Here is a 13,794-nt window from a genome sequence, read left to right as displayed (position 1 = left end):
CGTTATTCACCCACTTTCTTGTCTCGAAAACGTGCGACAATCTCCTGTGCTTCGGTTTTCGTCGCCTTGTCTTTGCCGGCATACCGAAATGCGGCAAGGACGGTGTAATCGCGCACCCCGTCACCGAACATCTCCGGACGCTGCGCGAATTCCTCGGCGGTATAGATGTCCTCTGCAACTACCTCATCTTTTACTTTCTCTGCCATTTGCGATCCTCCTTAACGCCACCCAACATGGTGGATTCCGTGTGCGTATGTGGGGCGCCTGAGCAGCCCATATTGTACGCTGATTCGTAATTGCCCCGTAAGTTCATCTCCCGCTGCGTCGCCCTTGATCTGCTTGATGAACATGGGCGAACCGTCGAGCATCTTGATTTCCCCCGCAAGAGCAAGCGATTGACTGAACTGTTCCAGCCACGCGATGCGGTCATGTAGAGACGGGGCAAAGAGATGAACGGCGATCTCGGCATTCATCCACACAACGGTGTTTGTCTCCCGATCTATGGATGCCGCTCCTTTGCTGAAGTAGATTGTCGGTCGCTCTCGTGTCGGCTCAAAAATGCCGCGCAGCCACGCTCTTCCGATAACAACAACTCGCGCGCACCATTCCTCTGTATAGCGACACATTGCAATGACCGGATCAGGGTCACATGTTTCAAGAAGCGGGTACTCGTAAATCTCGAAGTTCACCGTCATACCGACAATCAGCGGTTCACGGTCACCAACTGCTTCCTTGAACACCTGTGTCTCTTTCCACTTTGCCGAAAACGTCTCTCCGACATCCGGCGTAAAGAACACCCCCGCAAGAGTATCACGCACGAGCGGCTCAATCTCCTCGGGGGGTGTACCCGTCGTACTGCATGCAATATCCACGAACATGACTTTGCGGCGATCTCGCGCAGGGTCTGCAAAAGTGTCTGCCGAGAACACAATACGCGGGTACTGCGCATCTCCCCACATCTCGTCTTTATCATCCGGTGCTTCTTGAAAAAAGATTGCCGGCATACCGCCGAATGTGGCGAGCTTTTCAGAAAGCGCTGCGCTCTCTACGAGGCGCTTCCGTACAAGGGCTTCAATCGTAGCCATTTGTCATCTCCACCTTTTCAACAGATGCCAAGTCGCGGCTGTGCACAATCGCCCATTCGCTATTCTGAACTTCCTGCGCGCGAATCGTAAAGTACCGCGTGGCGCGGTGAATCTTTGGCAAATATACGATTTGTGCCATTTCAGAGTCGATATAAACGACGATTCCGTTTATACTCTCTTTCCATGTGCGATGACGCGCCCGCACAAAGTCCCCTACCGCGATTTTCCCGAGAGCAAACGCGGGGGATTCCTTTGTGATAACAAGAGACATTCATTTCACCCCTTTAAAAATACCGATAACCTCGGGACGCGCTTGGTCGATGATCCGCTGGCGGAAGGGACGTGCCTTCATGCGTGCCGTGCCGCTTTCAAGGGCTGCGGCGTAAGGCATATCGCTTTTGATGCGACAAATAATGCGCTCGCCTTTCCCAGTCGGCTGAGAAAAGACAAACCTGCGCCAGTTGCGGCGAAGGTTGCCGGTGTCGGGTGCTGGTGCTGCGCCTGGAGCAGATGCCGTATGCACGCCTTTCGCGCCACGCTTGTAGACACGCCCCGAACCGTCTTTCCCCAGCACGTCATACGCTGCATTCTGCATGACATTGGTCGCTCGAAAGGCGCGTGACCGAGCTTGCGTATTTACGCTCTGCACTTCGTCATTGACTTCGGCTTCCACGGAGCGAATCACCTGATTCACACTACTCAACCCGATCACTCCTTTCCTCAACGTAGTAGATGGTGAACATCCCGAGCATGGACGCATTGTCCACACCGCGCACATAGAAATAGCGCCCACCGTGCACAAGGCGGTCGCCCGCCTTCGCCGCAGGTTCTCCGCAGTGCTGTACGATGGTGTGTGTCACAGGGTGCTGCAACGCCTTCCATCGCAGGATTTCGGATGTCTTTGCATCTGCGAGTGCGCCTCGGACAATGCTGAACGTTGGCAGAAATACTGCCTGCGGTCTGCCGTTATCCGATGTCTTGAGCGTCTTTCGTTCCACGACGAATTGATGGAACAGGCTTCCGGGTCTCAGGTACATTGCGGCCGCCCCCGATCCTGCCTGTTATCGTGCATCCCCTCGAAGAAATACGGTGGATGATGATGCGCTCCGGGAAGCTCAGGTAAAGCATGTGCCGCAGACAGCTCCTTTTTCAGCTCGTCATAGAGCGTTTTCCAGTGTGCATAACGCTGACTGAGCGACCACTGAACGGGTCCTGCTTTGGTGTCGACCTCGGGCGCGAATCGGAACAGGACGCTTTTTACTAGCTCGAATTTCGCCCGACGCCACGATTGAGGAAACGACGCAATCATCGCGGTGATTTCCTCATCCGTAAGAAGCGCCGTTTTATCCGGCTCGTCAACGAGTACATCGCCGAGTTCAAACCGCATTTGATTGATGCCACTATCCGCAATCTGTGCCCCATCATAGGTGAATGATCTTGTCATAGCTCACTCAGCCTTGCGCCGACCGCGACGCTTTGGCTGCTCCTCATCCTTGTCCTCAGCGGGATTCGGAGTCTCAGTGCTCTCGGCGGGTTGCTCCTCGGGCGTAGCAACACCATCTTCTATCCCCCAATCCTCTAGCTCGTAGGGGTCATCAAACTCCTTGAAAGTGATTGTTCCAGTGACAACGCCCATTTGACGTAGTGTTTCAGCCTTATTCGGATGAATTTTTACATCCGGAATCGTATCCCCGATAAGATAGTCCGTGCCGCCGAAGCGGCACGGTTTCATCGCAACGTAAACCATGACAGAACCTCCCGTCAGTCGACGCAGTTCTTCAGGAACACCGCGAGATCGTCACTCGTCTTTTTCATGTCCGTCGCAATCAGCCCTTCGATGAACTCCGTGTGGTCTGCGGGTGCGCCCTCAAACTGGCTCGTGGCGATGTACTGCCCGTTGCCGAGCATATCCCATGCAAAGATGTACCCCGCCGACGGCTCGTCGATCTGCGGCGTGTCCGTCGTGTAGCAGAGAAGCGCCGCCTTGCTGTCGCAAATGTAGCGCATATCCTCATCCATGCCAGCCGCTGCTGCGTTGTAGGTAGAGTCAAGGACAACGACCTGCTGCACCCCGAAAAGTTGCGCGAGTACCTGCTCCGTAACGACGGCGGGATTTGCCGTTGTTCCCGTATACTTCACGCGCTCCATGATGAAGTGGTTCGCCTTGAGCTTCGCGAACACGTCCACACCGAGCGCGAGCTTATTTGGCCTCCTGCGACCAACGCGGCGAATCTCATTGATAAGCCCATCAAACAGCGTCACGGGATCGCAGTTGCTGTCGTCGAACTTGAGGAACTTCTTCTGCGAGGCATTTGCCGCAGCCGCGCCCTCCCATTCGTTCTTCCAGACACCCGCCTTGAAGAAGTTCTGTGCAAAGAGAAGATCCTGATGCAGGTTCATCTGCTCTGCAACAAAGCGCACCTTCGCGCGGCGCGGGTCAGCCACTCCCGGTGCTGCCGAGCGGGTGTAGTCGAGTGCCGAAATCTTGTCGATGCCGACAAGCACCTGATCGACCTTGCACGCATACGTCTTATCCGTCTGCCCCATGACCGCCGGCGCAACGTGTCCAAACGCGGGCTTACGCTGCACATTGTCGCGTGCGAGATCACCCTTGCTGAACTCGTAGTAATAGCTGGACGAAAGCCCGACCGGACACACAGGGAAAAGCTGACGCGCCGCATACTCTCCCTGCTGGAAGTACGCCATACTCATATTCGAGAGATAGGCGTTCGGCTTCCACGTCCCAGCCGCTTTCTTGACTTCAATTTCTTTTACCGAAACTCCCATGTTGATTCCTCCTCTATCAGGACTTCATGAAGCCCGACTTCGTAATCTGAACCTTGACCGTCTGCCCCTTTGCAGAGCAGTCCTCAAGTGCGAAACCAAGAATAAACTTCCCTGCCGCTGCCTTGACTGCAAGCCCCGTCGCATCAGAGGAGAGCGGATCGCCGGCCGCGAATGCCGCGCCACCCTTCCAAATGCTGATATCCTTAACCTGCACGTTTACATCAGCACCCGCGTCGAGTGTTGCGGGGGTCTCTGCAATTGTGAGCCCTATCGGTGTGAGCGCATCGGTGCATGGGACAGCACCACCACTTCCAAGCGCAACAGCCGTGAAGGGTCCGGTCTTGATCTCGGTTTTTACAGGCACAACAATCGTCGCGCTGTCGTTGATAACAGTACCGTTAAACATCCTTTATCCTCCTCTTACTCGAACTCTGCGATGAGTTCAGGATTCTCCTGAAATGCCATATCGCGTGCCACGAACACACTCATCTCGGGGTGCGCCTTGCGAATCTCCTCGACGCGCTTTGCAATGCGAGCCTCTGCATCCGTCGCACCGCCGTTGCCATTCGATCCGATCTCATTGAACATTCCGGAACGCTTGGCGATGTCGAGCGCAGCATCCAGTGCCGTAACAATCTGATTGTACGCTTCCTCGCTCGCCGCCTTCGTGCTCTTCAAGACCGGCGCAAGCTCTTCGGGCTTCTTGCCGAGCAGCTCATAACGCTTGGCGACCTCCATAATCTCCGCGTCTTCCTGCTTTTCCATGCGCTTCTGCACGTTCTCAAGCATCGCCGCGAACTCCGGCATGACATCCTTCAGCACCTCGGCGGCCGATTTCTGCACAGGTGCGTCCTGCACGGCAACTGTCGGCTGCACGGTGGGCGCGGGCGGCACCTCCGTCTCAGGCGCGCCATAACGCTTCTCGATGTCCTCGAAAAATGCCCGCTCTTCAGCGGTCATCTTGCTCTTGTCAATCTTCATCTCTGCATCCTCCTCTGCTTTCATAACAGGTTCAGTTTCCTTGACGGACTCTTCCGTCATTGCCGCCACGCGGCTTTTCATGATTGCGATGTCCTCGGCGGTCATTGCAATCGGATTCATGTGCTTCTGCACCTCGGCGATATTACCGTCGCCCCACTGATTCGCAAACCCCAGAGCTGCGGCGTGGAACTCTGACACGCTCTGTTTCAGCAGTGCGGTCTTGTCTGCCACCGTATCATCACGGATAATGGAGAACAGGCTGCTGCGGAGCGCATCCGTCACGTTCCAAATCTCCTCACAGACACGCTGCTGTTTCAGCTCGGAATTTGCTGCCCCAAACGTCTTTGCGCCGCCCTCTGACTTTGCCACGTCTGCAACTTCATCCTCCTCCAAGCCAAACCGTTTCGCGATGGCGCGGATAAGGCTCTTGATTTTACTTTCTCCCACTTCCTCACCTCCTTTCGGCGCGTGCTTAAAGAGCGCAATGTGCGCACGTTGATTCGCCCCCGCATCCACAAAATCTACCTTCGTGATCTTGAGGTCGGTCAACTTTGTCGGCATAGCCTCAGCTCCTTTTTCTCCACGAAAAAGACGCCCATCTCTGAGCGCCTGAATCGCTTTTTATACAGTTTCCTGGATCGCCGTCCCCTCGATTGAGAACATCGGGTATTCTCCTGACTTGACCTTCTCCCAGACTTCATCGTCGGTCACATAGAATCCAATCCACCACCCCGTCGGGAGAGTGCCGTCAGGAATACCCATCGCCGCCATCTTTTCTTTCGTGAATACGACGGACTCCACAAGCACGGCACAGTCGCCGCGTTCGTGCATCTCGCCGCCCTCGCGGTAGAGCCGCACGAACTCGTATGCAGCGTTCTCAAGCGTTTCGGGGTCGATCATATCTTCAGAGAGATCAACCAAAGCCGCTCCATTCTCATCCTGCGAGATGCTCGCCCATCCGAAAGCCAGTCGTTTCTCATCACTAGACTTCTGAATACTGAACCGGCCGTGTACGGTCTGCTCCGTCTGAAATGGTCTCATCCATGCCCCTCCTTGATACAGGTCGGAATGTGTACGTCCAGCCCGAACGTACGGATAACGTCAAGATAACCGCAGTCTAAATAGATTTCCTTCGCAAGCTCCTCTTTACCAATGCTTGCGACAATACCGCCCAGATTCTCAAACAGCATTGAGAGTCCCGCGTTATAGCTGCCCGACTCACAGAAAGACGCGACTGCGCCGAGTGCGGATAGCTCACCCGCGCGCGCGGTACTCAGAAGCTCTTCCCACTTTGTCAGATATGTGTTCGACTTCGGCGGAAGCAATCCCGTCGGGTCGAGTTCCTGATAGCCTCTGTTGAACTCCCTACCGCTGATGCAGTATATTTCCGTGAGAGCTCCACCACCCGTAAAGAGCTCCCTGACGATGGTATATCCAAGCGGAAAATTCATTGACGGCGACGGAAGCAGCTCCTGATGTTCGTAGACCGTTTCACGGTTCATGATGTCAAGTGCAAGCTGATGAATCGTGTACTGAACCGAAGCCGTCAGCTTCTCATCGCCCGGCTTGAAGTAGCCCGTAACCGCTGCCCGCACAGGCGAAAATAGTGCTGTAACCTTCCCCGCTCCATTATAGCCCGCTTCCAATCGGTCGAGAGCTGCGAGCGCCTCTTTTTCTTGCAGCATAGAATCCCTCCCACAAGAAAAGCACTCTGCAAATCCGCAAAGTGCTCAGTCCTTTTCCTCTTCATACTTTTTCTGTAATTCTCGAATGCGGCGGTTACGTTCCTCTGAGATCGGCTTATAGTGTTCGGCGTTTGTGTCCAGACCGAACAGCTTCCCTTCCGCTCTCAGTTCTTCACTGATTTTATCCTCCTCCGCAATCGCCCAATCCAGAATTGCTTCAAACTCTCGCTGCGCTTCTTCTTTCGTCACCGCTTCCACCTCCTGTAACCGAATCCACGCCGCTTAGCCTCTTGAATTACCATGCTATGCCGAAAGACAAGTTCCTCTGCTTCGGCAAACGAGGGTATCTTATCAATGTCTTGCGGAAAGCGATTCAGCTCATAAACATATTTTTCATCAATGCCTCGGAGTATAGACAACTCGTAGAGTGTGAATAAGTTAATATCAGCTTTGCTGAACGACCACTCATTATCTGACCCAACAGGATGGTTATGTGTCACCACAGCACCACGCAGTTCATCGCCGAGATCTTCATCGGGGTACACGGCGTTTATGTTCGCGACGCAACGTACAACGCGCCCTTCCTTCGTGATAACAATAGCGTTCTCCACTTTCTGTGCCACAATCTGTGCCTCAAAATGTTCTATCGTGGATTGTACCATGTTCTTGTCGGTGAAATCAATATGCCCGAGTTCCTGCGGCACAGGATGGTCAGGGGCTTTCCTTTGTCCTTCTCCCGATCTCAAGCCTCGTGCCGGTGCTGCAATCTCCTTGTACTGAACCACACAGCGGCAACGAGGATGCGCGGGGGGCGTTTCGTGCATTCCGGGAAAAAGCTCTTTCCCCTTGATATCGAAGGACTCATCAAATCCAATCTCCTTTCCATCCAGTGCGCCGCAATGCGGACAGACGCGTTCCGATCCAGCCGTACGCCAGACCTTGACGCACCCCCCCATCAGCCCGTCCCGCATCGCGTTCCGTATGCTCATGTTCTCGCCGCGATTGTAGGCAAAGGCAAGCTCCGTATTAGCAATCATATCCGCACGCGCCCGATGCTGACGTGCCGCATATTTGAGTGCCGCTTCCTGCGCCTTCTTCGCTGCGCTCGCCTCGGTCATGCGTGGGTGCGCTTTCAGAAGGCTATCGTAGACACTCTGCTGATACCGCGCATTTGCGGCCGCGTCGCTTTTTGTCAGCCCGATGCAGGGGCGAATGTATCGCGCAATCTGCGCCGCCGTCCAACGCTCCTGCTGTCCCTTCCAGAGGATTGTCTTGACTGCCATGCGTGTCTCCTCGCCAATATTCGTGATAAATCCTGCTGTGCGCTCACGAATCCAGTTCTGCACTTCCCGGTCTGAGTCATCGAGCAGCGTGCCGCCGAGCTTTTCTTCCCACGCCTTCGCCCCTTCCTTCATCGCCGCGAAGTATACTGGCGCGAAGTGCTCATTGATAAGGCGTGCGTAGTCATCCTGCCACTGAAGGATCTGCTCCTCATAACCGCTGAGTGCCGCCTCGCGCAGCTCCTTGTAGGTCACTGCCGCCTGTTGGTCTTGGAACACCGAGTAAAACCACTGCGCCAGCTGCGGAGATTCTGCATGAAGAAAATCATCGAGTCGCCGCAGGATTTCTTCTGCCTCATTACTGCTCTTTCGCTTGCGCAGAACGCGGACGGGGGAGAATGTCAGCATGGCTCTATCTCCTCCCCAGACGCTTTCGTGCCGTCTCTGTGTCGCCGTTTTCCTCTATCTGGATGTCTTGTATGTCCTGCACGTTTTCCTCGCCCTGTGCGGGCTGTAGCGGCTTCATAGCGGTTGTCTGAGTCTGATATTCGTCAATCCGCTCCGGAAGCCCCGCCTGCTCACGTACGAAATCCTCAAGCCCCGCGTCGGGCTGCAAGACCCCGATGCCTGTCATCTTCTGGATGTAGTCGCCGAGCTTGCCGAGATCCTGCGTCTCGATGTCTCCATGTGTCAGTTCGGGGTAGTCTGTGATACCGCCAAAATGCTCTCCGTTCATGTCCACAAGATATGGAATTGCTTTCTTATTGAACTCCTCGCAGATGATGTCCAAAAACGCACCGATGGCAAGCGAAAACATCTCAGTTTTGTTGTCCGATAGGGCAAAGCTTCCGACCTGCTGATGCCCGAGCAGTACAAAGTCTGCAAGCACGGTCATCGCCATGCGGGTATCGTAACGGTCAATCGTCGCGTTCGTGTCGAAGTTGCGCTTTCCGCCCGTACTGAGCAATTTCAAATCCCACTCAGCAGGGAGAACAATCCCCTCCATGCTGTCACGGCGAATATTCTTCACGAGAGCTTCTGCCAGTGTGCGCGTTCGTACAATGTCGGGGTCGTCACTCCATATATCCATCCCCGCAGGAGCAACGAGAACAGGAAGTCCCGCAAGGTCGCGCTCAATGCCGATACCCTCGATCTCCTGAAGCCGCTTCTTGAAGAACCACGAACGGTAGGCATTGCGAAGAATGCTGCGCCCCTCGGGATTTCCCTTGCGGCTCTCCGTGCGGAATAGGAGCAGTTTTTCTATAGGAATCGTGATGATTCCAAAATCGGGCGGCGGCATCTGCGTTAAGCCCCTGAGATCGTCGCGCCCTCTGTACTCCCATTGATACAGCGTGTCCTGCGCACGAATCGGCAGTTTCTGCCATCCGATAAGACCATCGTTGTACTTGCTGTTCAGCGTTCTGTCACGCTTTCGCCCCATGCGCCGCTTGTAGACGATCTCGTGTGCGCTCCATCCGTAGACAAGAAAAGACAGAATCTCCGAGAGCGTCCCCGTCCACGAATCCTCCATGTCGTAAAGACAGGATTCCACAAACGCCGCACACTCCTCATCAATTACCTCCGCGCCGCCCGGCTGCACTCCCCAGTGAACATTTCGAATGAGCATCTTGACGGCAAAGAGTATCGCCCCGATGATGTCGTCATTCTCGGACATTTCCTTGTACGCCCGAATGCCGCGCTGTCCCCGCAGCTCCGGCAGGAACTCCTCATAGAACACACCACCATAACGCTGTTGTCCTGTACGTCCGATTTCATCTTTTGCCATTCATCCTCACCTCTATGTCCAGTAACTTTCTTTCATGAGCGTTCCATCCATAGCGGGAAGCTGTGCATTATTCATCCGCGCCACCAGAGAAAACGCATCGCTTGCTGCATCCACCTGATCGTCATGGAGGGCATCGGGAAACCCCTCCAACTCATCCAAGAAAACATCATTCCACCCCCCTTCGAGAAGAAGCACATTTCCTACCTGCCACTGAGCGGCAAACGGCTCTGCACGCCGTATCTTGTCGCCGGAGACAGGCTTGCTCTCAACCGAGAATCCCGCAAGCTCTTTCTTGTAGCTCTCTGCCTGTTCCTTCCCCGCCTGCCCTGGGTCTTGCGGAATGGATATTCTTCGGCATCCGAACGCAGATTTATCCGTGATCGCCGTGTTCTTCACGAGCTGGCGAACGGCTGACGCACTGAACGCCATCCTCTTTGCGTCGATAATGATGTACTGCCCGTTTCTCATGCGTGCCATGAGACAGGCTGCCGTGCGGTCAGGATTCTTGTTCTCTGCCGTGATCTCCGTCGCCGCCAGATCCCATGCCCGACCAATCGCAACAATCTTATCCGGAATCTCCTTCACGATCCGCGTCTGTTCCCGCTTGAAATACAATCCTGCTGCAGGGCGTATCTTCCAGTTCCCCTTGAGCAGCCGTTCCTTCTCCACGACGGTAAGCCCGTAGAGGTTTGCAAGATAGCCGGGGTCAACCCTCAATAGTTCCTTGTTGTCGTGGATGGAGGATGCAATAAACGTCACCGATTTGCACAGTGCGGGACTGAACTCCGGCATCCCCGCACACAGTTCGGATAGCTCCTCGATGGAATCCCCCCACGTCAGATTCCCTTCGCTGCGGAAGAAGTAGCGAATTCTCCCCGATCGTTCAGGAATGGCGTACCCTGTGTTCGGGTCAATCCACCAATTGATGAAGTCCGCCACCCACGAATCCACATCGGGATTGCAGGTCGCCCGAACATACGGCTTCACTCCGCAGGTGGAGCGGTTGCGAGACAGCATATAAAAGAAAACAAACTCACTGAAATGCGTGAGTTCGTCAAAACCGATGGTGCATATCTGAGAGCCTTGCCACTTCGTTACACCGCGGTCGCCGTCAATGTGCATGAACGACACTCTCGCTTTGCCGTTAAACGACCAGTGCGGCTTGGGGCTTGCCTTGAATACCGCCCCCTTGATATTCCCGTAGATTGCCGCGCTCTCATCGAGAAGCCCGCCGTCGATGCTGATCTGCGTCGCGTTCTTTCGGAAGATCGTCGCCCCGTACCCTGCCTTGTTGATGTGTCGCAGAGGTTCAAGCAGAAGCCCATACGTTTTCCCGCCGCCCGCTGCACCGCCATAGATGGCAATATCGGCAGGTGTCGTCAGAAACATTTCCTGTGGTCCCTTCTGCGGTCGTAGGACGATGCCGCTCATTTCGTCTCATCCCTTCCGTTATCAGGAATGTAAATCTCAACCTTCTGCTCTTCCTCATCCATGCGCTCCGCAACAGGCACACGGTCTTTGTATTTATCCGGCATTCTGTTTTTGGCAAGGAATATCTGCATGGTCGGATTCGGCTGTATCTGTTTCTTTGTTTTCTCTATCCGAACAACCGTCCCTGTCTTTGGGTCAAGAATGGATTTTACCTCTTCCACGTATGTCCGCCCGAGCGCAAGGTCGAACATTGCGTTTTCAAGTTCAAGGTTCGGAATCGCTTTGGCATTTTTTATGGCGTCCGCAAATTTGGGAAACTTCTTTTGCCAGTCGTAAAATGTCGTAAGCGAAATCCCCATGTTTCCGGCGATCTGCTTGTCCATGAGCCCGAGCTTCGCCCACATACAGACATTCTCCACCCCCTTTCCCTCAATCCATTCATGATATAGTCCTTTTCGCGGCATGGTTAATCACCTGCCAAATATCGCTCAGCCATAATACGCAAGAAGTCTGTGCGCTGTTTTGTTTCAACCTCGCCCTTATCCACCATTCGATCAACAGCCTTTTTCAAGGTCAATGCTGCCGCTGCTGAAATGTTGTCATCTCCAAAAATACTAGACAGCGGCACTTTGTTTTTGTGTTTCAGCTCTCCTTCGTCGTCGATATACCCTTCCTGCAAATCTTCCTGATGGCGCATAAACACATCAAGAATGAGCATAAGAGATGTCGCACTGTTTTTCACGTCATAGGCAACCTGTACCTTCGATTGTGAATCCAACAGACGCTTAAAATCGTCGATGCGATTGATATAAACCGTATCTTGTATACCTCCACATTCAACTGCGTGTGCAAAGGCTTCATCAAGCATATCTACCTCATGTGGCAAAAAGAGAAACGTCAAACTTCGGTAGTCAAGTTTGACCTCAGAGAGCGACGCAAGCGCAGTCTTTTCCATTTCCTCAAGCACTTTGTCGTCAAGACCGGCATAGTATTTAAGGCTTACGTCGTCGATCTCATCCCAAAGTTCTTTGAGAATCGCCATATCATCCTTGCCGTCAATCGCATTATGACTAAGTTCGATTGCAATCTGTTCCTGCTTGCTCAGGTCGCGATCCGTAAAAAGGACAAGCACTTCTTCCAGCCCCGCCTCAATCGCCGCTCGGCATCTGTGGTTGCCGGAGAGAACGCGATATTTGTCATCGTGTTTCCAGCACAACGGTACGGATGAAAGACCGCCATCCCGCTTAATGTTGTCTACGAGATTGCGAAACATCTCATTTGTCATGTACCGTGCGTTCTTTTCCAAGAACTCCAACTCGCTGACATTGACCAACGCTAACTTATAGGGATGATTGATTAGCCCCTCATTCAGTCGGTCAACTTCTGACCGTGTTTGCTCTTCCACCATTCAAATCCCTCCTTCAATGTCCAACGTCCGGCTTGTGCCACGTAGTTAATCGCCCCATCTTTCCGTGAGTATATGTCAAACAGCCCGCGATATTTCATACTGACATTCTTCTTTGTGAAAACCGTCGTCCCAATCGTCTTGACCTTGATCGACATCGCTTGTTCGAGCACGTCCCGCATTTCTACAGAAAGAGCGGCAACGAGCACCAGCTTCGCAAACCGTTTGTAAATCGACGGGCGAATACAAAAATCGCTCATCATATAGGCATCCGTCCAGCCGCCAAGATAACTCGAACGACTCATCCCTATTGCACCGACTAGCTCATCACCAACAAGAACAGCACAACTCACCGTTGCAGCGGCGGGAATAATGCCAAGCGCCAAATATTCACTCCTTAGTGTGTTAAGCTGCCCCTGTGTAATTCGCGCAATGCGCAAATCACCATTCAGTTCTCCCGTCGCCCTCTTGATATTGATATTCTCCGTCTTTTGTCGTGGCATCGTGATTCTGGACTTTGCGCTGCTATTGCTGTAAATATACACAGGCTTGCTTCTCGCGCTCGTTTGAACCACGCCGCAAAGATGGTCTCGCAATTCCTCTACGTCATAGTCGCGTAACGTAACCCAGTGCTTTTTCTGCATGATGAGCTGGTTAAATTCCTCAAACCGAGCATCATCAAAGATGACATAATCTGGAACATCCCAGTCAAACACCGCATTGATTTTCTTATACAGCTTTTCATACCCGCCCTTATAGGTCGGAGAAAAACTGATTGCAACGCAGTCTTCCGGTGCTTCCCGCATATAGTCGATAACATCCTGCGCGTAGAACCCGGCAATTTTCACATCGTCCAGCGCCCGTTTAACCGCTTCTACGGTTTCGCGCTGCATTCTGTCGAACTGTTCCTCATACGCCGTTGCCAGCCTCTTAAAATACGGCAAGTCTTTATCAATCCACTTGAAATACTCACTGCACATGAGAAGCGTTGCGATTTTATCCTCGCCCGTGGAAAGATACTCGTTCAGCCACGCGAATCGTTCATCAACGACTTCGATTCTCGTATCTTTTCCGGCAAGATAATTTCCAATAGCACACGAATAAAGCGACACATCATTGCTGTGTATGTTTGCGATCCCCTTCTTTGCAAGGATGCGCTCTACTGTAAAATTGCCGGAACAGCCAACATATATTGGAAGCCCTGCCCACTTCGCACTCATCTCGCTCACAATGGAACGAATATCCGTATTGATAGAGCCAATAAACAAAAGTTTCACCCCTCCCTATAAAATAGTCATACAAAAAGGGGCTGTTGCACGAAACCAACGTGCAGCAGCCTCAATTTTGTGCAAAA

General features: G+C 53.3%; 19 protein-coding genes. All 19 read right to left on the bottom strand.

Going from position 1 to position 13,794, the window contains the following annotated elements; translation table 11 throughout:
- Positions 1-2: 2 nt before the first annotated feature.
- From ACO6BQ_RS04100 to ACO6BQ_RS04010, 19 genes are read right to left on the bottom strand one after another with little or no spacing between them, the layout of a single operon-like run.
- Complete coding sequence (locus tag ACO6BQ_RS04100; RefSeq protein ID WP_489119646.1) at positions 3-206, bottom strand: YqzN/YkzM domain-containing protein; 204 nt, start codon at positions 204-206, stop codon at positions 3-5.
- A 12-nt stretch (positions 207-218) separates the two neighbouring features.
- On the bottom strand, positions 219-1,085 hold the full coding sequence (locus ACO6BQ_RS04095; RefSeq protein ID WP_489119645.1) for a hypothetical protein: 867 nt from the start codon (positions 1,083-1,085) through the stop codon (positions 219-221).
- Positions 1,072-1,356, bottom strand: a complete 285-nt coding sequence (locus ACO6BQ_RS04090; RefSeq protein WP_489119644.1) for a DUF5026 domain-containing protein — start codon at positions 1,354-1,356, stop codon at positions 1,072-1,074. The genes ACO6BQ_RS04095 and ACO6BQ_RS04090 overlap by 14 nt, the downstream gene beginning before the upstream one ends.
- Positions 1,357-1,788 carry an HK97-gp10 family putative phage morphogenesis protein gene (locus ACO6BQ_RS04085; protein WP_489119643.1) on the bottom strand — a complete coding sequence of 144 codons (432 nt, stop codon included), beginning with the start codon at positions 1,786-1,788 and terminating at the stop codon, positions 1,357-1,359. It abuts the gene before it with no gap.
- Positions 1,781-2,122: a head-tail adaptor protein gene (locus ACO6BQ_RS04080; RefSeq protein WP_489119642.1), complete on the bottom strand. Its 342-nt coding sequence runs from the start codon at positions 2,120-2,122 to the stop codon at positions 1,781-1,783. Before ACO6BQ_RS04080 ends, ACO6BQ_RS04085 begins: the two co-directional genes overlap by 8 nt.
- Positions 2,113-2,529 carry a hypothetical protein gene (locus ACO6BQ_RS04075; protein WP_489119641.1) on the bottom strand — a complete coding sequence of 139 codons (417 nt, stop codon included), beginning with the start codon at positions 2,527-2,529 and terminating at the stop codon, positions 2,113-2,115. The genes ACO6BQ_RS04080 and ACO6BQ_RS04075 overlap by 10 nt, the downstream gene beginning before the upstream one ends.
- A 3-nt stretch (positions 2,530-2,532) precedes the next feature.
- Positions 2,533-2,832, bottom strand: coding sequence for a hypothetical protein (locus tag ACO6BQ_RS04070; RefSeq protein ID WP_489119640.1), 300 nt, complete (start codon positions 2,830-2,832; stop codon positions 2,533-2,535).
- 14 nt (positions 2,833-2,846) lie between these two features.
- Complete coding sequence (locus tag ACO6BQ_RS04065) at positions 2,847-3,872, bottom strand: hypothetical protein (RefSeq protein WP_489119639.1); 1,026 nt, start codon at positions 3,870-3,872, stop codon at positions 2,847-2,849.
- Between the two features lie 16 nt (positions 3,873-3,888).
- Complete coding sequence (locus ACO6BQ_RS04060; RefSeq protein ID WP_489119638.1) at positions 3,889-4,278, bottom strand: capsid cement protein; 390 nt, start codon at positions 4,276-4,278, stop codon at positions 3,889-3,891.
- Between the two features lie 14 nt (positions 4,279-4,292).
- The gene (locus ACO6BQ_RS04055) at positions 4,293-5,414 is read right to left on the bottom strand and encodes a hypothetical protein (protein WP_489119637.1); all 1,122 of its coding nucleotides are present in this window, start codon (positions 5,412-5,414) and stop codon (positions 4,293-4,295) included.
- Between the two features lie 60 nt (positions 5,415-5,474).
- Positions 5,475-5,894, bottom strand: a complete 420-nt coding sequence (locus ACO6BQ_RS04050; protein ID WP_489119636.1) for an XkdF-like putative serine protease domain-containing protein — start codon at positions 5,892-5,894, stop codon at positions 5,475-5,477.
- Positions 5,891-6,538, bottom strand: coding sequence for a hypothetical protein (locus ACO6BQ_RS04045; RefSeq protein ID WP_489119635.1), 648 nt, complete (start codon positions 6,536-6,538; stop codon positions 5,891-5,893). The genes ACO6BQ_RS04050 and ACO6BQ_RS04045 overlap by 4 nt, the downstream gene beginning before the upstream one ends.
- A gap of 45 nt (positions 6,539-6,583) precedes the next feature.
- Positions 6,584-6,787 carry a hypothetical protein gene (locus ACO6BQ_RS04040; protein WP_489119634.1) on the bottom strand — a complete coding sequence of 68 codons (204 nt, stop codon included), beginning with the start codon at positions 6,785-6,787 and terminating at the stop codon, positions 6,584-6,586.
- Positions 6,784-8,226 (bottom strand): structural protein, encoded by a 1,443-nt coding sequence (locus ACO6BQ_RS04035; protein ID WP_489119633.1) that lies wholly within the window; start codon positions 8,224-8,226, stop codon positions 6,784-6,786. The genes ACO6BQ_RS04040 and ACO6BQ_RS04035 overlap by 4 nt, the downstream gene beginning before the upstream one ends.
- Before the next feature lie 4 nt (positions 8,227-8,230).
- Positions 8,231-9,604 (bottom strand): phage portal protein family protein, encoded by a 1,374-nt coding sequence (locus ACO6BQ_RS04030; protein WP_489119632.1) that lies wholly within the window; start codon positions 9,602-9,604, stop codon positions 8,231-8,233.
- A gap of 12 nt (positions 9,605-9,616) precedes the next feature.
- Positions 9,617-11,035, bottom strand: coding sequence for a phage terminase large subunit (gene terL / locus ACO6BQ_RS04025; RefSeq protein ID WP_489119631.1), 1,419 nt, complete (start codon positions 11,033-11,035; stop codon positions 9,617-9,619).
- Positions 11,032-11,499 carry a hypothetical protein gene (locus ACO6BQ_RS04020; RefSeq protein WP_489119630.1) on the bottom strand — a complete coding sequence of 156 codons (468 nt, stop codon included), beginning with the start codon at positions 11,497-11,499 and terminating at the stop codon, positions 11,032-11,034. The genes terL and ACO6BQ_RS04020 overlap by 4 nt, the downstream gene beginning before the upstream one ends.
- Positions 11,500-11,501: 2 nt before the next feature.
- Positions 11,502-12,443, bottom strand: coding sequence for a ParB/Srx family N-terminal domain-containing protein (locus ACO6BQ_RS04015; protein ID WP_489119629.1), 942 nt, complete (start codon positions 12,441-12,443; stop codon positions 11,502-11,504).
- The gene (locus ACO6BQ_RS04010; RefSeq protein ID WP_489119628.1) at positions 12,404-13,717 is read right to left on the bottom strand and encodes a putative antirestriction adenine methyltransferase; all 1,314 of its coding nucleotides are present in this window, start codon (positions 13,715-13,717) and stop codon (positions 12,404-12,406) included. The genes ACO6BQ_RS04015 and ACO6BQ_RS04010 overlap by 40 nt, the downstream gene beginning before the upstream one ends.
- Between the last annotated feature and the right edge of the window lie 77 nt (positions 13,718-13,794).

Source organism: Centipeda sp. (in: firmicutes) (genome assembly GCF_057271695.1).
Note: the sequence above shows the minus strand (reverse complement) of the source record. Positions and strands in the feature narration are given on the sequence as shown.

Bases quoted from the DNA above. Each gene is read 5' to 3' on its own strand.
- ACO6BQ_RS04030 (WP_489119632.1), bottom strand. From the start codon at position 9,604: ATGGCAAAAGATGAAATCGGACGTACAGGACAACAGCGTTATGGTGGT.
- ACO6BQ_RS04060 (WP_489119638.1), bottom strand. From the start codon at position 4,278: ATGTTTAACGGTACTGTTATCAACGACAGCGCGACGATTGTTGTGCCT.
- ACO6BQ_RS04055 (WP_489119637.1), bottom strand. From the start codon at position 5,414: ATGCCGACAAAGTTGACCGACCTCAAGATCACGAAGGTAGATTTTGTG.
- ACO6BQ_RS04075 (WP_489119641.1), bottom strand. From the start codon at position 2,529: ATGACAAGATCATTCACCTATGATGGGGCACAGATTGCGGATAGTGGC.
- ACO6BQ_RS04035 (WP_489119633.1), bottom strand. From the start codon at position 8,226: ATGCTGACATTCTCCCCCGTCCGCGTTCTGCGCAAGCGAAAGAGCAGT.
- ACO6BQ_RS04015 (WP_489119629.1), bottom strand. From the start codon at position 12,443: ATGGTGGAAGAGCAAACACGGTCAGAAGTTGACCGACTGAATGAGGGG.
- ACO6BQ_RS04045 (WP_489119635.1), bottom strand. From the start codon at position 6,538: ATGCTGCAAGAAAAAGAGGCGCTCGCAGCTCTCGACCGATTGGAAGCG.
- ACO6BQ_RS04090 (WP_489119644.1), bottom strand. From the start codon at position 1,356: ATGTCTCTTGTTATCACAAAGGAATCCCCCGCGTTTGCTCTCGGGAAA.
- ACO6BQ_RS04095 (WP_489119645.1), bottom strand. From the start codon at position 1,085: ATGGCTACGATTGAAGCCCTTGTACGGAAGCGCCTCGTAGAGAGCGCA.
- ACO6BQ_RS04020 (WP_489119630.1), bottom strand. From the start codon at position 11,499: ATGCCGCGAAAAGGACTATATCATGAATGGATTGAGGGAAAGGGGGTG.
- ACO6BQ_RS04070 (WP_489119640.1), bottom strand. From the start codon at position 2,832: ATGGTTTACGTTGCGATGAAACCGTGCCGCTTCGGCGGCACGGACTAT.
- ACO6BQ_RS04065 (WP_489119639.1), bottom strand. From the start codon at position 3,872: ATGGGAGTTTCGGTAAAAGAAATTGAAGTCAAGAAAGCGGCTGGGACG.
- ACO6BQ_RS04080 (WP_489119642.1), bottom strand. From the start codon at position 2,122: ATGTACCTGAGACCCGGAAGCCTGTTCCATCAATTCGTCGTGGAACGA.
- ACO6BQ_RS04050 (WP_489119636.1), bottom strand. From the start codon at position 5,894: ATGAGACCATTTCAGACGGAGCAGACCGTACACGGCCGGTTCAGTATT.
- ACO6BQ_RS04100 (WP_489119646.1), bottom strand. From the start codon at position 206: ATGGCAGAGAAAGTAAAAGATGAGGTAGTTGCAGAGGACATCTATACC.
- terL (WP_489119631.1), bottom strand. From the start codon at position 11,035: ATGAGCGGCATCGTCCTACGACCGCAGAAGGGACCACAGGAAATGTTT.